The following is a 17,190-nucleotide window of genomic DNA, read 5'->3' as shown; positions in this document are numbered from 1 at the left end:
TGTAGATGAGGCAAGGATGCGCCACGGCAGCGCCCGCGTATGTGCGACGCCTTACACAAAATTCATATTCAGTCATTGCCTACTTGATGCCGTGGTGGCCCATCAGGTCGTACAGGGTGGGCCGGCTCACGCCCAGCAGCTCGGCCGCGCGGGCGATATTGCCGTCGGCCCGCGCCAGCGCGCGCACCATCACCCTGTATTCGGCCGCTTCGCGGGCCTGGCGCAGGTTGATGGCCTCGTCCACGGGCGCCGCCTGTACGCTGGCGGGCAAGCCCAGGTCGTCGGCGGCGATCTGCGGCCCGTCGCTCATGATGACGGCCCGCTTGATGCAGTTTTCCACCTCGCGCACATTGCCGGGCCAGCCGTAGCTTTCGATCAGCTGCAGCGCACCAGCGCTGAAATGCAGGTTGCTGCGTCCTTCGCTGGCGCAGAACTTGTTCTTGAAATGGTGGGCCAGCAAAGCCGCATCCCCGGCCCGCTCGCGCAGCGGCGGAATGCGCAAGACGATTTCGCTGAGCCGGTAAAACAGGTCTTCGCGGAAACGGCCCTGTTCCGCCAGCGCCTTCAGATCCTGGTGCGTGGCGCAGACGATGCGCACGTCGACGGCGATCTCGGCGCGCCCGCCCACCCTTTCGATGACTCTTTCCTGCAAGAAGCGCAGCATTTTCGCCTGCAGCGCCATCGGCATGTCGCCGACCTCGTCGAGAAAGAAGGTGCCGCCGTGGGCCAGCTCGATCTTGCCCAGGGTTTGCCGTGCCGCGCCCGTAAATGCCCCCCGTTCATAGCCGAAGAGCTCGCTTTCCAGCAGGTTGTCGGGAATCGCCGCGCAATTGATGGCAACGAAGCGCTGTGCATGACGGCTCGACAGCGCATGCAAGCCCCGCGCAATCAGTTCCTTGCCGCTGCCCGAGTCGCCCAGCAGCATCACGCTGGCCGACGAGGGCGCCACTTTTTCCACGCTGCGGCACAGTTTCAGCATGCCCGGGTCGCGGCTGACGATGCCCGCCAAGGGCGAGTCGGCCTGCGTCTGCAGCATGCGGCGGTTTTCCTGCTGCATCGCGTGCAGGTAGAACGCGCGGGCGATCACCAGGCCCAGCATGTCGGCGTCAAACGGTTTCTGGTGAAAATCATAGGCGCCCAGGGCAATCGCTTTCAACGCATGCGCGCGTTCCTGGTTGCCCGAGAGGATGATGACTTTCGTGTCCGGCGCCAGCGCAAGAATCTGCTGCAGGGTGGCCAGCCCTTCCGTGGCGCCGTCCGGGTCGGGCGGCAAGCCCAGGTCCATCGTCACCACGGCCGGCTGGTGGCGCCGCACCAGCGCCAGCGCCGTTTCGCGCTCGCCCGCCAGCAAGACGTCATAGCCGTCAAAACTCCAGTGCAGCTGCTTTTGCAGGCCGGGATCGTCTTCGATGACCAGCAGTTTTTGTTTCGCCATGCGTATGCACTCCAGTCAGCGGGTAGAACAGCGGAAATCTGGGGTATGACCCGGCGGGTCAGACCCCATGGCCGCATGCAGCGGCAGGATCACGCGAAACGTCGTGCCCACTTGCGGCTCGCTGCGCACTTCCAGGCTGCCGCCCACTTCGCGCAGGTATTCGCGGCTTTCGAACACGCCGATGCCCATGCCCGCCGTCTTCGTCGTGTCGAACGGTTTAAATAAGCGCTCGCGGATGAATTGCTCGCTCATGCCCTGCCCTGTATCGTCGAGTTCGACCACGGCCGTGTGCTGTACCCGCCGCAGCCGCACGTCCACCGTACCATCGCTGGCCGTCGCCTCGATGGCGTTCTGGATCAAATGACCGAGCACCCGCTCCAGCCGCGCGCGGTTGGCCAGCACCGTCAGCTCGCCATCGACGATTTCCAGCCGGGGCGCCGGCGCCAGGCTGGCCTTGGCGGCCACGGCCTGGCGCAGCAAGCCGTCGAGCTGCAGCGGCGCCGGCGCTTCCGGCGCCTCGCCGCGCGCCAGCTTCTGCAGCAAGGTCTTCATTTTCTGCACGGAATGGTCCAAGGTGCCCAGCATGTCTTCCTGGAACGCGGGATTGGCACGGTGCTTTTCCGCATTGCTCAATAGCAAGGACAGCTGGAACACGAGGTTTTTGAGGTCGTGCACGATGAATGTGGACATGCGGTTGAAGGAGTCGAACTGGCGCGCCACCGTCAGGGTGTCGAGCGATTCGCGGTGCGCCAGGTAGCTGGCGGCCTGGCTGCCGGCAATTTTCAGCACGTCGAGGATTTCCCAGTTCAGGCCGATACGCGTGCGCGGCCGCGCCAGCGCGACAAAGGCGAACAGCTGGCCATGCAGCATCAAGGGCACCAGCAGCCATACGTCGGGCAGCGCCAGCAGCGCGGGCGGCAACTGCAAGCCGCCGTACTGGAGCGGGTTGTGCTGGCAGTCGGGCACGTCGATCACCCATTGCCGCGCCTCCAGAAACTGGCACAGGGGGCCCGACGCCGGCTCGCTCCACGTGCACGGTGGCCAGTTCCAGCTGGCGGCCGGGGCGAATTGCCCCTGTTCGCGCAAGATCCACAGCGCGCCTGCGCGGCTTTCCACCAGTTGCGCCATGGCCTGTATCGTGCGTTCGCCCAGGGCCGGGCCATCTTCGGACAAGGCGCGCGTAAAACGCAACCATTCTTCGCGGTAATCGAAGATGGCATTATAAAAATGTTTATTAATGGTGACCTTGAGCTTGGCGCGCAGGCTGCCGGAAAATAGCACGCCCGCCAGCAGCAGGGCCGCGCCGCCCAGGTAAGCCATCTGCATCAAGGAACCCCAGGTGCCGCCGAAATAGCGCAAATAATAGGCACTGGCCGCCATGGCGAGCAGGTAGATGGCCGAACCGAGCAAGGCGGCCGAGCGGTACAGCATCTGGCGCGAGACGGACAGGCCCAGCGCCCAGCCCGGATTGCGCGCGGCCGACACGGCCAGCAGCGGCGCGCACAGCGCGTCGACGATGCCGCGCGCGGCCCAGATGTCGTCGTTGACCGTGCGAAACAGCAAGGCGTCGCTGTACAGGTAAAAATCGTAGGCGAACAAGCCGCCCACGCCCAGACAGGCGAACTTGATGCCCCAGCGTTTCAGGGGCGGCGTATTGCGGTACCACTGTTCCACCAGCAACATGCCCAGCACGGCCAGCAGCAAACGGCAGACGCTGGCGATGAAACGCGCCGGCAAGGGCAGCGCCAGCCAGGATGATGCCATCGAGAGCAGCCAGGGCGCCAGCGCCGTGAGGGTGATGCCGGCCAGCACCAGTCGCAAGCGGGGCCGCGACGGTTCGATCAGCAGCAGCAAGAAGACCAGCCAGGCCAGGGTGCGCAGCAGTTCCAGCGCATCGCCGGCCAGCGCGACGCGCTGCCCCAGCAGCACCAGCACCACCGTGCCCGTGGCCCAGCCGCCCGTCGCCAGGCAAGCGACCAGCAAGGCGCGCACATTTTGCCGCGCGCGCCAATTGCTGATGAGCAGCAGCGCCAGCACGAAGAAGGCCAGCGACGCCAGGCCATGGCTGAGCGCCGCCGCATCGGCCGCCGCCAGCCAGTCTGACTGCGACAGCATCATCGGCCGCCCTTGCCAAACAGCACCACCTGCACCGTGTCGAGCAGGATCAGCAAGTCGAGGAACAGGCTGTTATTCTTTACATAATACAAATCGTATTGCAGCTTCTTGACGGCGTCATCGACGGAGGCGCCATACTGGTAGCGCACCTGCGCCAGGCCCGTGATACCCGGCTTGATGCTGTGACGGATGTTGTAGTACGGCACCTGTTCCTTCAATTGCTCGACAAAATAGGCGCGCTCGGGGCGCGGCCCGACAAAACTCATCTCGCCGCGAAATACATTGAGCATCTGCGGCAACTCGTCGATGCGCAGCTTGCGAATGACATTACCCACGCGCGTGATGCGCGCATCGTTGGTCTGCGCCCAGATGGGCTTGCCGTCGCGCTCCGCATCGCAGCGCATGCTGCGAAATTTCAGCACATTGAAGGGCAAGCCGTCGCGTCCCACCCGCTCTTGCTGGTAAAACACGGGGCCGCCGTCTTCCAGGCGGATGCACACGGCCGTCACCAGCATCACGGGCAGCGCCGCCAGGCAGATGACCGCACTGGCCGCCAGATCGAACATCCGCTTCGAGCTAGCGCGGAAAAAACTCTGGTCGAAGCCGCCACCATAGATCAGATAGCTCGGTTGCAAGGAATCAATGCGGATCTGGCACGCTTCGCGCTCGAAAAACGTGGCCGCGTCGATCACCTTGACGCCGCCCAGCGCACATTCCAGCAGCTGCTTGGCAGGAAACGCGCCATTGCGCCGGTCGCTGACGGACACGACGATCTCATGCGCGGCATGGCGCTGGGCCATGGCCAGCAGTGACGGTTCGGCTGGCAGCAAGGCCGAGGCCGGCACGCAGCATTGCTCTCCCGCCACATCGATGCAGCCGACGACGGTAAACTGGTGGAAACCGATCTTGCTCGCTGCCAAGTCCATGCACTCGCGCGCCAGCGCCCCGCCGCCCACCAGGATCAGCCTGCCTTCCATCAGCGCCGATTGCGAGGATTTGAACACCACCAGGCGCGCCAGCAGCACGCCGATGGCGCCCAGGCCGAAGATCAGCACGCTGCCGCGCCCGAAATGCAGGGACGGGACGAAGCGGATCAAGACGCTGAGCACGGCAAAGCCCAGCGCGAACGACGGCAGGATGCGCAATAGCGTGTTGCGGATGTCTTCGCGCGAGCGGTGCTGGTACATGCCCAGCGCGCTCATGCTCAGCACGATGACCAGCGCAAAGATCGTCGACGACAGGTAAATCTCGCCCACGCGCAGCACGCGGCTGCCGTCCGCCAGCCACAGCATTGAGGTCAGGGTGGCCGACAGCAGCAGGATCAGGATTTCCAGCAACAGCAAGATAAACGCTGTTTTCGAGACATAATGGCTGAAGATGCGGATCATGGTTCCTCCTGCGGCAAAAAAGCATCACGCCGCGCACAGGGCGGCTTGCGGCTGTCTTGCCATGATGGCGAACTGTTCCGCGAAGACATTGATGCGCCACAAGCTACGGCCCCAGCTATCTTTCGCTTGCAGAATTTATCTCAACACATTACCGAATGAGGGGAAATGGCATATAGTATGCTTCCCCTAAAAGAGATGAATGTCATGAAATTTGATGTAGCGATTGTCGGCAGTGGCCTGGCGGGTTTATCGGTTGCACTGCATTTAGCTGAAACGCGCACTGTCGCGATCATTTCCAAACGCGCGCTGCTCGATGGCGCCAGCAACTGGGCGCAGGGCGGGATCGCGGCCGTGCTGGACTCGGGCGACAGCCACCAGCAGCACATCGAAGACACCCTGATCGCCGGCGGCGGCCTGTGCGACGAGAGCGCCACGCGCTACATCGTCGAGCACGGCCGCGAAGCCATCGAATGGCTGATCGAGCAAGGCGTGCCGTTTACGCGCGACGCCACGGCCGAACTGGGTTTCCATTTGACCCGCGAAGGCGGACACAGCCAGCGCCGCATCATCCATGCGGCCGACGCCACCGGACACGCCGTGCAAGTGACCCTGGAAGAAAAGGTGCGCGCCCACCCGAACATCAGCCTGTTCGAACACCATTGCGCCATCGACCTGATCACCTCCGACAAGCTGGGCATGAAGCCCACCCACCGCAATGCGCAACCGCATTGCCACGGCCTGTACGTGCAGGATGAACAAACGGGCAAGGTGCACACCTTTGCCGCCGAGCACACCGTGCTGGCCACGGGCGGCGCCGGCAAGGTGTATTTATATACAACGAATCCCGACACGGCCAGCGGCGACGGCATCGCCATGGCCTGGCGCGCGGGCTGCCGCGTGTCGAACATGGAATTCATCCAGTTCCACCCGACATGCCTGTACCACCCTTACGCCAAATCGTTCCTGATCACCGAAGCCATCCGCGGCGAAGGCGGCTTGCTGAAACTGCCGCCCGAAGCGGGCGCGGCAGCTGGCACGCGCTTCATGCTGGCCCACGATGAGCGGGCCGAACTGGCGCCGCGCGACGTGGTGGCGCGCGCCATCGACTTCGAGATCAAGAAGCGCGGCCTCGACTACGTGCACCTGGACATCAGCCACAAGCCGGCAGCATTCCTCATCGAGCACTTCCCCACCATCTACGCGCGCTGCCTGGAACTGGGCATTGACATCACCAAGCAGCCGATTCCCATCGTGCCGGCCGCTCACTACACGTGCGGCGGCGTGGTGACGGACTTGGCGGGCCGCGCCGACCTGCCGGGCCTGTACGCCGTGGGCGAGACAGCCTGCACGGGTCTGCATGGCGCGAACCGCCTGGCGAGCAATTCCTTGCTCGAATGCATCGTCATCGGCCGCGCCTGCGCGCAGGATATCGAAAGCAAGGAAAAACTGGGCACGCCGTACCTGCCCGACTGGGATGAAAGCCGCGTCACCGATGCGGACGAGGAAGTGGTGATTTCCCACAACTGGGACGAGCTGCGCCGCTTCATGTGGAATTACGTGGGCATCGTGCGCACCACCAAGCGCCTGGAACGGGCCCAGCACCGCATCGCCCTCTTGAAGGAAGAAATCGACGAGTACTACCGCAACTTCCGCATCACGCACGACTTATTGGAACTGCGCAATCTTGTCGACGTGGCCTCGATGATCGTCAACAGCGCCCTGTCCCGCCGCGAAAGCCGCGGCCTGCACTTCAGCCGCGATTATCCGGAAACGTTGCCGAAGGCGATCGCCAGCGTGTTGACGCCGCCGCACCGCTAGCGTGCAACAAGCGCCGTCTCATTCCGGAAGCTGGCGCATTGTGCGATGAATCATTGCGGTGTTCCGCCATTTGCCAAAGGCGGCCCCGCTGCAGGCATCGAGCAATCAGGGAAATTTAACGTAAATATTGAGTAAGAGACTTTTTGATGCGATTGCCTCTGCGGTGGACCTGGACGACCCTGCGGAACAGTCTTTAGCTCAGCGCTTCATGATTGAGGCTATCGGCAGAGTGACTGAACAATTGCCTGCGGTTGCCAGGTCAGCGGCAGCTGAATCGCCACGAGTCTGCTAGACACTCGTGAGCCGTTCAAAATGCCTTCGCTCAAACTCTGCTGGCGAAAGCCTGTCATTAAATCCGTGACGGCGCTTCGGATTGTAGAACATGTCAATGTAGTCGAAGATGTCTTGCCTGGCGTCGTCGCTGGTTGCATAGGTCTTGCGCTTGATGCGCTCGCGCTTTAGAAGCTGGAAGAAGCTCTCAGCGACAGCATTGTCGTGACAGTTTCCACGTCGACTCATGCTTGGTTCCAGCCGATGCGCCGCCAAGAAATCGCGCCAGTCCTTGCTGGTGAACTGCGAGCCCTGATCCGAATGAACCATCACCGGATCGGACGGCTTGCGTCGCCAAACCGCCATCAGCAGCGCATTCATCGCCAACTCCGTATCGATCCGCGAACTCATCGACCACCCGACAACCTGGCGTGAAAACAAGTCGAGCACAATTGCCAGGTACAGCCAGCCTTCATGGGTTCGAATGTAAGTTATGTCCGTCACCCAGACCCGGTTTGGCTCAGGCACGTCAAATTGCCGCTGCAGATGATTCGGCGCCACCACCGACGGCATGCCGCCGCCTTTCCACTTGCGCTTGCCGTATCCGGTCTGTGAGCGTAGCCCCGCTGAGCGTATGATGCGGTGAACGCGATTGCTACCACATCGCTCGCCCAAGTCGCGCAGGTCGTCGGATACCTTGCGGTAGCCGTAGACCGCGCCGCTTTCCAGCCATGACTGCTTAATGTGACCGAGCAATCGTTTGTCTTCCTTGGTCCGCTTGCTTTCTGGCTGAACGCGCCACGCATAGAAGCCGCTGGGATGAACCCCCATCCAGGCGCTCAAAGAATGGCAGCAAAAGAAACCGGAACTATTCGTCAAGCGCGTTTATGATCAAACGGGATTGGACATGTAGAAAGGTAATAGCTGACTTGTCAGTTGAGTTCCCACTATTTTGTTTTTAGCATTTGTCGAAGCGCTTTCCTGCCTGGACCAAGCCGGACGCTTGTCTTCCGGAACGTCTGCCTGGAAAATAGAGTCAATATTTTGCAGTGTATTGGCGTCATATAGAATGAGAGTACCTGAAAAATGCCTGCCTCCACAATCAATAGCGACCTGCTTTCCTCCCATCCAGAACCAATAATCCCGGATGAAGGGTTCACACTTTATATATCGAAGCCTGCTATTTCTATAAATTGCAAGTTGACTGGAACTTGGCCCTACATCTCCCTCCGCAATCCATGAATTTAACACTAGCCATGCTGCGGAATGCTTATCTGGCGCCAAGGTTGCTCTTGCTGCACGGCCATTTTTTGTTATCTTTTTATCTCGGCCATCAGGAAAAATAATATGAATGTTCTTTGCAGTGTCAATGTAGATGGATTCAAATTTATTGATATTTCCTGAGTGACAATTTGATGTAAATATTACCAAGGCGATTGATATGAATTTTTTCATTATTCAGCTCCCAAATATTTCACCTGACGTCTGGTTCCATTTACACCGCCGAGCATCCATGCTTTTACCACAGCCGCTCCAGCGCCAAGAAAATTATCAATATGATAGGTTTTAATGGCGCTCCCCTTGTCATCTGCATAACGTGTTCCGACACCTTCAATATTGACTTTCGCTCGAGCTGGAATGATGCTTGTATCAACTACAATAGAATGATTTTCCGTAACTGGTCCGTACTTCCCTTGAATACTCTGAACATGTCGGAACGATGTACCAGTTTGCGATACGACGCGGTCAGGAACCCTCCTTGAATTTCGGTGCCACCCGCCCAGTAATTGAGCCAATGCAATATAGCGTCCATCGCTGTCTTTTCCGGTACCTTGCATCGGAACTCCTCTGGCGCTGAACAAAAAATCTTCTTTGTGTTTTTCTTGTAATCCGTTAGCCGCGACCAAAGGTCCAGAAAAATCATTTTCGTCGAGTGTCATGCGCATCTCGGTTCCGTGCACCAGCGCGGCGCCATGCTTGTGCCGCATCCAGGCCACCGTCGCCGCTTGTTGCAAGTCAGTGATGCCTTCTATCTGACGCCGCGAAATCGGCGAATGTGCCAAATCGTACAGGGCCAGCATTTCGCGGAAAGCCGGCAATCCGCTTTGCAACAGCGCGTGCTGGTTCAACGTCAGATGGGAAATCAATCGCCATTGCTGGCTCCCTTTGGCAAAACGGCAGGTGCGGGTCGGCCGGCGCAGAAGGCGAACCGAGTAGCTGTCGGCGTCGCGCAGCGGCGTCAAGTCGCCCAACCTCGGATAGCGCTCGTAAAATTCGCGTCCGAGGCGGCGCAGATACACCAGTTCACGCTCGAAATACGGCAGCAGGTCTTCCATCAACCTCTCCTTGCCCCTCACGGACGAAAGCCGTGTGCAGATGTTCAAGTATCAATCAAGCGATGGCGAATATGTTGTGGTTGCGCAATACTGGTGACAGTGGCGGGTTTTGCTCGTCGTCATCGTGGCAACGGCCGGGCTTGGGATCGTTCTTGCGAAAACTCAACGAGTTTCCTAAATGCAGCGTCAAACTCTATCGACGAGCAATGCATTCCAATGGAGAGAACATGAGCATCTCATTCAAAGTCTTGTGGGCCGAAGGTCTCACGCTCGATGCGCAGCATTTCCAGCAGTTGGACCTGTATCACGAGGCCCGCTTGCGGCATATCGCGTCGGCCATCAATCCCTACACCTGGGGCGTCCAGCTTGCACGCTGGACCTGATTTTCAAGGATGGAGAAATCTACCAGGCGCCGCTGTCCGATGAATTGCCCTTGGCGATAGACCTGGGCAAGCTGCCCGCGGATGAGCAAAGCTTCGTCTTTTACGCGGCCCTGCCTGTCGTCAAGACACATGGCGGCAATCTGGCCAGCGGCGAGGCCCCGTACGATGACACCCGCTACGCGCCATTCGATGCGCAGACGCTGGACCTCTACACCGACGCGCTCAGCACGGTCAGCGCCGCGAACGCGTCCCTGGCCCATTGCGCCAAGTCGGGACATTGCCATCCGGAGCGGCTGTTCGACAAGCTGATGGTGCTCGCGGGCGGCCTGATGGCGTTTTCCCGGAAGTATTCGGTATCAGATTTACCGGCCTACGACCATGAGAGTCCGGCTCCCGGTTTCGACGCGCTGAACGCCATCATTTGCGAACTGCTCGATACGGTCGTGTCGTCCAGATACGTCGTCATCCCTCTCACCTTCGACAAGGAACAAGGCCCATACCATCAGGGAAAAATTGACGCCACGCTACTGGACAGGAAAGCTGGGCTGTACCTTGCCGTCACCGCCAATATGCCGGCGCTCAATCTGGTCGCGGAGGTGCCGCGTCAGTTAAAAATCGCATCGCCCCACGACATCGAGGCCTTGATTCGCAGCGCCTTGCCGGGACTGCAACTGGTCCACATGGCCCAGGTGCCGATGGAAGTGCCGGTCCGCCCGAACGCTTATTATTTCTCGATTGATAATCGTGGTGAGCTTTACGAGGCGATGATGAAGGCCCAGGCGATAGCCATTTATGCGCCCAGCACCTTCACAGAACTGCGGATGGAGTTGTTCGCCATCACCGATTAGAGTGTCATTCCCACCGGTGATACATCTCATTACAAATGATGATTGGCGAAATATGGCGCAGCGCAGCATAATTCATCTGTCTCCTCCAACTCCTCCAAGAATTGGATTCAACCCGCCCTCAGTTGGCGGGTTTTTTTTGTCAAATTGCATGCTGAGCGCGTCCATTGGACCTTGGCGTCGCACCGCCACTTGGCATATTCACCACTGAGCATGGGATAGTCCCCCAGCTGCTGAATATCAGCGTCAACGACGGAAGCGTACAGCTCTTCTATAGGTGTTAAGTTGCACTGAAGATTGACCCACTTTCCCACGAATTTGCAACGGAATCTGACCCACGTTAGTAGCACAATTCCACCTGTCTTATCGGCAGCAGATCGGAGTGATCAACGTGGCTCTACTCGGTATCATTCGACGCTGGCACCTTCGTGACCAGGTCCCAATACGAGAAATCGCCAGGCGACTGGATATCTCTCGCAATACCGTCCAACGCTATCGGCGATCAGACACCACTGAGCCCTCCTATGCGGAGCGGCGATCAGTTAGCCGATTAGACAAATACTCGGTGCAGCTATCCGGGTGGCTCAAGGCCGAAACGACCAAGCCGCGTAAGCAGCGGCGCAATTTGAAGCAGATCCATGAGGACCTGAAAGAGCTGGGCTATGCAGGGTCATACGACCGCGTGGCAGCGTTTGCCAGGCAGTGGAAGGCGGGGCAAACAGAGTGGGTCAATTCTGCGAGCAAATGAACAAACAAAAAGGCTAGCCACGCATCAGTGATCGAACAGCAATGACATCCCCTGTTCACGGTTCCGGCATGTCAAACTCGATCCCATCCTCCGTGTACGACATCCTGGCAGACTCCCCCGTGCACGCCCCCTGCGCCACATCGGCCACATAGCGGCATTCGCTTTCCAGCCCGCCATCTGCGCGCCAGTGCCGCGTCCAGCCCTGGCGTTCGCCATCGACGTATTCAATCAGCTGCCTCGGCTTGCCATCGGCATACCAGGAACGCAATGCGCCCTCCTCGCGGCCGCCCGCATTCCACTGCTTGTGCACGATCAATACGCCGGCCCGGCTGAAGCGCTGTTCGCTGCGCAACACATAATGGTCGCTGTGCGTGCGCTTGCTGGCGACCTTGCCGTCAGGATAATATTCGACGCTCTCGCCAGCGGGCTTGCCGTCCACGTAGGTGGCAGTGCGCTGCACCTTGCCATCCGGGAAATAGCTGGTGCTCGGTCCCGTCTGGATGCCGTTCACATACAGGCTGCGGCTTTGCACGGTGCCGTCGGGATAAAACAGCAGCAGTTCGCCCTCCGTCTGGCCCTTGACCTGGGTCATGCGCGTGCGCAGCTTGCCATCCTGGTCGAAGGTTTCCACCAGGCCATCGGCGCGGGCGCCGTCGCGGTAGGTGCGCGACTCGATCAGCTTGCCACTCTGGTGGTAAGTCTTTTCTTCCCCCTCCTGCACGCCATTGCGCCACGTGTTGCGCATGGAAACCTGGCCGTCCGGGTAATAGCGCGTCTGCATGCCTTCCTGCACGCCGCGCCCATCCTGCTCCACCAACATTTCCAGCTGACCATGCGGGTAATACATGCTGTAGTTGCCCACCAGCTTGCCGCGCAGGTAATCGGGAGCGTTGACCTGGCCGGTCAGCCGCTTCGGTTCGCCTTCGCCCACGTGGAACACTTCGACTTGCCAGGTGCCAGGTGTCTTGCCTGGCGGCAGCGGCAGGAGCAGCGCATAGCGCGCGTGCTCCTTGACTTCGCCACGGCTCAAATTGTGATTCAGGTACAGACGCGCCTTGCCGTCCGCACAGGCTTGCGGCTCGCAGCCACCCAGTTTGCCAACTTCGGGCATGGCTATCGCTGCGCCTGGCGCCGGACACGATCTGATGCGCATCAACAAGGGCGTGCCGTCGTGTATCAGCGGCGCCAGTTGTTGCTTCATGGCCGCATACTGCGCCGCGTCCAGCCCGGTCGAGCGGGCATCCATGCGCATCTGGCGCCCGCCGCAGCCGCTGTCGCTGGCGAGGGTCAGCACATCGCCGTCGGGCGTCGCCTTGATCGCGGTGACTATTTGCCGCTGCTCAATCTCGGCGTGGGCCAGCGCCGGCAACAGCAGCATGGCGCCAAACAAATGGTTCAAAGTGCGCGCCATGCCTGCTCCTTGCGCTGCAGTTCCGGCGCTGGCGGCGCTTCGCCGCAGTCGCCCTGTGCCTTGCCGGCAACATACCGGCATTCATTCTTCAGGCTGCCATCCTCGCGCCAGCTGCGGCTCCAGCCGTCGCGCCGGTCGTTCACGTACTCGATGGCTTGCTCGGGCTTGCCGCTTTCGTACCACGAGCGCGACGTGCCCTGCTCGCGCCATTGCGCATCCCAGCGTCTTTCCAGCACCAGCACGCCCTGCGGGCTGTAGCGCTGGATACTCAGCAGCCCGCCTTTGTCGCCATACTGCTGGCGGCTTTGCACCTTGCCGTCAGGATAGAACTCCAGCGCTTCCCCGACCGGCAGGTCGTTGACCAGCGTCATGCTGGCGCGCACGGCGCCATCGGGATAGTACTCCGCGCTGCTGCCATTGAACTTGCCCTTGCTCACTTGCGTGCGGCCCGCTACTTTTCCATCCGGGAAATACGCGAGCAGCTCGCCTTCCATGCGTCCATCGCGCAGCACAAAACTGGTGCTCAGTTTGCCATTCGCGTCAAACGTCTGCACGGGGCCGTCCACGCGCTTGCCTTCGCGGTACACGCTGGCTTCGCGCAGCTTGCCCGTCGCGTGATATTGCTGGTGCGTGCCTTCCGGCAAGCCATGGCGCCAGTTGCCACGCGATTCCAGGCTGCCATCGGCACGATACAGGCTGGTGACGCCATCCTGCCGTCCCTGCCCATCCTGCGCCACCTGTTTCTCGATTTTTCCATCCGGGTAATACGAGACATAGCCGCCCACCAGCTCGCCGGAGGCATAATCGGCGCGGTTGACCTGGCCGGACAGGCGCAGCTTGTGGCCCGCCACGCTGTAAACGTCCACCTTCCACGTGCCTGGCAGCTTGCCTTTCGGCAAGGGCAACAGCAGCACGTTCGGTGCTTTTTCTTGCTCGATGGGGAAGAAACGTTCGTGCAGATACAGGCGCGCCCGGCCATCGGCGCAGGTGGCCGGCGTACAGGCGACGATCTGGCGCACGATGGGCACGCTCGCATCGTCCGGGCATTCTTTCAGGGTGACAAGCATGGGCGTCCTGGCGCGCATGCGTTCAGCAAGCTGGGCTTTCAGCGCCTCGTACGGCGCCTCGTCCAGGTTCACCGAGCGCGCATCCATGCGTATCTGCTTGCCGCCGCAAGCCGTCGTGCCGGCAATCGTGAACACATCGCCGCCTTCGCTATCTGGCTCCGCGGCGATGCTGGTCACCACCAGGCGCTGCGCGATCTCCGCCTGCGACAGCGCGGGCCACAGCAAGGAGGTGCCAAGCAGCGCACATAAGGTCTTGATTTTCATGGTATTCCTTTAATCTTCCGGCGATACATGCGCGTCGGCCGGCACAAAGCTGACCCTGCCATTACGATAGCGCACCAGCACTTCCACCTTGGCATCCTGCAACTGGCCATGCTTGACGGCCGGCAAATAGGTCCAGCGCTTGACGCTATCGAGCAGCGCCTTGTTAAGCATCGGCTCCATCGGCAACTCGGCCGCCGCATAGGTCAGGCTGCCGTCCGCCGCGATGGTCAGGGTCAGGCGGTTTTCGCCCGTCGCATGCTTTTCGTCCAGCACGCCATACGTCTGCGTCGTCATCGTCTCGCGCAGCACGCCGCCGACCTGGTCCGGCAAGGGCGGCAATGCCTTGAGTTTGGCCGCCAGCAGCGCGCCATCGGCCAGCGCCTTGTCCCAGCGTTTCTGGTAAGCCCACCCCTGAGCCAGGCGCAGCACCTTGGCGGCCCGGTCCATGCGCTGCGCCGTGGCGGCGACGCCATTGTCGGCCGGCTCGCCCGGTTCCGCCGGCATGGCGTTCTGCACCGCGTAACGATAAGACGTCAGCTGCGCCAGCGCCACCATGTTGACGGCATCGCGCTCCTCGCCGCCACGCAGCAGCCCCGTGGCCGCAATACCCAGCCAGGCCACGCCATCGGTCGGTCGTGCCCACACGGCTTGTTCGAAATACTGGCGCGCCGCCTGCGGTTCGTCCAGGCTCAGGTGCATGCGGCCCATGGCCGCCGCCGCCAAATGGTCGCGCGGGTCGGCTTGCAACTGGTCGAGATAGGTATTCGCCAATTCCGGGGCATAGCCGGGCATCGCGCCCAAGCCTTCCATCAAGGTGGTACGCAGGCGCGCACGCACCTTGTCGCCCTCATAGCGCGACGATTTGTCCTCGCCCGCCCGGTACAGCAATTGCAAGCCGCGCGTGACGGCGCCATCGTCGCCCTTGCTGATCGCTTGCGACAGGCTGCGCACGGCCTTGCGCGCATCGGACGGCTGGAAACCAGCCGCCTTGCGCGGGCGCCAACTGAATACTTCCAGGCCAGCCGCCTGCTCGGCTTGCGCCTGCAAGTCGGCCTTGGCCCTGGTTTCATCGGGCGACGAAGTCCAGGCCGTAAAGCCGATCAGGAACAGCACGATCAAGAGCACCACCACGGCCCAGCCCTTGCCGCTGATGCCGCCGCCAGTATTGCCCGCCAGGGGAACGGCGACGGGCGCCTGCCCCGGCGCCGTATGGTGCGCGCCGCGCACGCTACGCTGCGGCGGCTGAGACTGAGCCAATATCTGCTGCTGGGCAAGCACGGACGCCTGCCCGGCCGCGACGATGACCTTGTCGCGCGCACAGGCCGCGCATCCCTGGCCGGCAAAATGCTGGTGTTCGGGATTGACGGCACACACGACGAGCTTGCCGCCGCTGCGCTGCGCATAGCCACGCAACAACTGCGCCCAGTCGGCCGCCGACGGCCGCTGCGGTTGCGGCGACGGCGAAAAGGCGCGGTCGAACATGGCGCGCAGCTCGGGCGGCATCCGTGCGTGGCCGCTGGTGGCGTTCGGCGCCAGCTGCTTGTGGCGTTTGACGCCATACGCATAGCAGCCGTCGCGGATGCGCCCGGGAATATCGGTCGCCACTTGGGCATTGCCGGGGCGCCCGCTGTACGGGTGGATGCCGAAGTTGAGCAACTGGAAGATGATGACGGCCAGGGCAAAGCGGTCCTGCGCCAGCTCCGTGCCCGCCGGCATGCCCTTGCGCTGGAATTCCGGCGCCAGGTAATCGGCCGTGAATTGCTCGGCAGGAAAGCGCTCCGCATGGCCCTGGATGCTGAAACCGTCGCAATCGAGCATGGCGATGTACAGCGAATCGCGATAGAAACGCAGGTTCACGGGCTTCAAATCGACCACGTAATGCTGCTGCTGGTGCAAGGCATCGATGACGGCGGCCAGGTTGGCGGCCAGGGTCAGCTTGGGACCGAGTCCCGTGGGCAGGCCGGCCGCGCGCGCCTGGCGCTCCTGCATGATCTGTTCCAGCTCGGCCGTCTGCGCCATGTCCAGCAAAGGCATGACAAAACCGGCAAAGCCGCCCTGGCCGTCGAACACGGCCGCTTGCGGCCAGGCGATCTGCACGTAGCGCTTGCCGTTTTCCACTTGGTCGGGCAGCTCGGGCGACAATTCCAGCATCGCTTCGAGCTTGCGCCGGTTGGCGGCCCGGTCCAGGTGCGGGTGGTACAGCTTGGCGACCTGCGCAGGCGCGCCGGGCAACAGATACACGCTGCCCGCGCCGCCGCTTTTAATCAGTTTGCCCAGCACCAGCGTACGCACTTTATCCAGCCAGATTTTGCCACCCGGACTCAGGCCCGGTGTCACGCCCTGCTTCTGGCTCATGCGCGCATGGCCAGCAGCAGGGTCTTGTCATCGCCCGTGATCTGGTGCGTGCGCGGGTCGGCCAGCGTGGACGCCAGCGCCGCATTGCCCAACTCGACGCTCTCGACCGTGCGCAGATAGCCTTGCACGGCATCCATGAACGGCGCGTACAAGGCTGCATTGTTCTTGCTCATGGCAAAGGGCATGCAGCCGTCCGACATCAGCACCACGCCGCGCACGGCTTGCGGAATCGGCAGCAGACGCAACTGTTCGCGCCAGCGCTCGCCCGACAGAAAATAGGTTTCGTTGGCATATTCGCCATTCGCGGGCAGCGAGATCAGCTCCTTACCGTCAGCCAACTGCGCCACGCCCAGGCCGTCGCCCAGGTGGAAGAAGAAGCCGGCATCTTGCCCCATGACCACGCCCACCACAGTAGAAGCGTAGTCGTCCAGGGTGGCGTTGGCGGCGCGGGCGATGTCGTCCAGCGCGGCGCGGATCTGCGCCAGCGTGCCCGCCAGCGCGCCGTCGTGCAAATCCTGCACGCTGGCGCCCTGCTCCAGCCGCCCGGCCAGCGCCTGCACCGTGTGCGCGGCCACAAACTGTGCGCCCTGCTCGCTGAGCCTGGCCGAACCGGCGCCATCGCAAACGATGGCCACCAGCACGTCGCCCACGACGGCGTGCGCGTGCGCATCCTGGCAGGCGATGGCTTTATCCAGGTGCGCCTTGCCCGTGACCGAGGCGCCGAACACGCGCCAAGGCTGATTGACTATCGCCAT

Annotated in this window: 14 protein-coding genes and 1 pseudogene; 5 read left to right on the top strand and 10 right to left on the bottom strand. The window is 61.6% G+C overall.

The features are described 5' to 3' along the window. Window positions 1-79 precede the first annotated feature (79 nt). The 3 genes from prsR to ACP7DW_RS04270 are packed head-to-tail and all read right to left on the bottom strand — an operon-like array spanning window position 80 to window position 4,938. Window positions 80-1,435, bottom strand: a complete 1,356-nt coding sequence (gene prsR, locus ACP7DW_RS04280) for a PEP-CTERM-box response regulator transcription factor (protein ID WP_426054030.1) — start codon at window positions 1,433-1,435, stop codon at window positions 80-82. Window positions 1,436-1,450: 15 nt separating this feature from the next. Then, entirely contained in the window at window positions 1,451-3,553 is a 2,103-nt protein-coding gene (gene prsK, locus ACP7DW_RS04275) for an XrtA/PEP-CTERM system histidine kinase PrsK (RefSeq protein WP_426054029.1), read from the bottom strand. Continuing rightward, window positions 3,550-4,938 (bottom strand): TIGR03013 family XrtA/PEP-CTERM system glycosyltransferase, encoded by a 1,389-nt coding sequence (locus ACP7DW_RS04270; protein ID WP_426054028.1) that lies wholly within the window; start codon window positions 4,936-4,938, stop codon window positions 3,550-3,552. The genes prsK and ACP7DW_RS04270 overlap by 4 nt, the downstream gene beginning before the upstream one ends. Between ACP7DW_RS04270 and ACP7DW_RS04265 the strand changes: the two genes are divergently transcribed. Both ACP7DW_RS04265 and nadB read left to right on the top strand, forming a co-directional pair. After that, window positions 4,918-5,097, top strand: coding sequence for a hypothetical protein (locus ACP7DW_RS04265; protein WP_426085190.1), 180 nt, complete (start codon window positions 4,918-4,920; stop codon window positions 5,095-5,097). The genes ACP7DW_RS04270 and ACP7DW_RS04265 overlap by 21 nt on opposite strands. A gap of 45 nt (window positions 5,098-5,142) precedes the next feature. Further along, complete coding sequence (nadB, locus tag ACP7DW_RS04260; protein WP_071078363.1) at window positions 5,143-6,756, top strand: L-aspartate oxidase; 1,614 nt, start codon at window positions 5,143-5,145, stop codon at window positions 6,754-6,756. 288 nt (window positions 6,757-7,044) lie between these two features. Here the strand turns inward: nadB and ACP7DW_RS04255 are convergent. The 3 genes and pseudogenes from ACP7DW_RS04255 to ACP7DW_RS04245 all read right to left on the bottom strand — a co-directional run. Continuing rightward, window positions 7,045-7,854 (bottom strand): annotated as a pseudogene (locus tag ACP7DW_RS04255) (IS3 family transposase); the annotation flags it as partial. Window positions 7,855-7,917: 63 nt separating this feature from the next. After that, complete coding sequence (locus tag ACP7DW_RS04250) at window positions 7,918-8,481, bottom strand: hypothetical protein (RefSeq protein WP_426054027.1); 564 nt, start codon at window positions 8,479-8,481, stop codon at window positions 7,918-7,920. Further along, window positions 8,481-9,362: a type VI secretion system baseplate subunit TssF gene (locus tag ACP7DW_RS04245; protein WP_426054026.1), complete on the bottom strand. Its 882-nt coding sequence runs from the start codon at window positions 9,360-9,362 to the stop codon at window positions 8,481-8,483. The genes ACP7DW_RS04250 and ACP7DW_RS04245 overlap by 1 nt, the downstream gene beginning before the upstream one ends. Before the next feature lie 227 nt (window positions 9,363-9,589). Here ACP7DW_RS04245 and tssK (ACP7DW_RS04240) point away from each other — a divergent pair, with 227 nt between their 5' ends. The 3 genes from tssK (ACP7DW_RS04240) (at window position 9,590) to ACP7DW_RS04230 (ending at window position 11,338) form a co-directional block, all read left to right on the top strand. Continuing rightward, window positions 9,590-9,745, top strand: coding sequence for a type VI secretion system baseplate subunit TssK (tssK, locus tag ACP7DW_RS04240; RefSeq protein ID WP_426054434.1), 156 nt, complete (start codon window positions 9,590-9,592; stop codon window positions 9,743-9,745). After that, window positions 9,715-10,593 carry a type VI secretion system baseplate subunit TssK gene (gene tssK / locus ACP7DW_RS04235; RefSeq protein ID WP_426054421.1) on the top strand — a complete coding sequence of 293 codons (879 nt, stop codon included), beginning with the start codon at window positions 9,715-9,717 and terminating at the stop codon, window positions 10,591-10,593. Before tssK (ACP7DW_RS04240) ends, tssK (ACP7DW_RS04235) begins: the two co-directional genes overlap by 31 nt. 379 nt (window positions 10,594-10,972) lie before the next feature. Further along, the gene (locus ACP7DW_RS04230; RefSeq protein WP_426054025.1) at window positions 10,973-11,338 is read left to right on the top strand and encodes a helix-turn-helix domain-containing protein; all 366 of its coding nucleotides are present in this window, start codon (window positions 10,973-10,975) and stop codon (window positions 11,336-11,338) included. Between the two features lie 55 nt (window positions 11,339-11,393). On the opposite strand, the gene ACP7DW_RS04225 is transcribed toward ACP7DW_RS04230, so the two are convergent. Genes ACP7DW_RS04225 through ACP7DW_RS04210 form a run of 4 tightly spaced genes read right to left on the bottom strand, consistent with a single transcriptional unit; the run spans window position 11,394 to window position 17,190 of the window. Then, window positions 11,394-12,749 (bottom strand): toxin-antitoxin system YwqK family antitoxin, encoded by a 1,356-nt coding sequence (locus ACP7DW_RS04225; RefSeq protein WP_426054024.1) that lies wholly within the window; start codon window positions 12,747-12,749, stop codon window positions 11,394-11,396. Then, window positions 12,734-14,080, bottom strand: a complete 1,347-nt coding sequence (locus ACP7DW_RS04220; RefSeq protein WP_426054023.1) for a toxin-antitoxin system YwqK family antitoxin — start codon at window positions 14,078-14,080, stop codon at window positions 12,734-12,736. Before ACP7DW_RS04220 ends, ACP7DW_RS04225 begins: the two co-directional genes overlap by 16 nt. Window positions 14,081-14,089: 9 nt before the next feature. Continuing rightward, window positions 14,090-16,435, bottom strand: coding sequence for a hypothetical protein (locus tag ACP7DW_RS04215; RefSeq protein ID WP_426054022.1), 2,346 nt, complete (start codon window positions 16,433-16,435; stop codon window positions 14,090-14,092). Beyond that, on the bottom strand, window positions 16,432-17,190 hold the full coding sequence (locus ACP7DW_RS04210; protein WP_426054021.1) for a PP2C family serine/threonine-protein phosphatase: 759 nt from the start codon (window positions 17,188-17,190) through the stop codon (window positions 16,432-16,434). Before ACP7DW_RS04210 ends, ACP7DW_RS04215 begins: the two co-directional genes overlap by 4 nt.

Source organism: Janthinobacterium sp. PSRC1-1 (genome assembly GCF_049897525.1).
Taxonomy (GTDB): Bacteria; Pseudomonadota; Gammaproteobacteria; order Burkholderiales; family Burkholderiaceae_D; genus Janthinobacterium; species Janthinobacterium tructae.
This window is presented reverse-complemented; position numbering and strand designations above follow the sequence as displayed.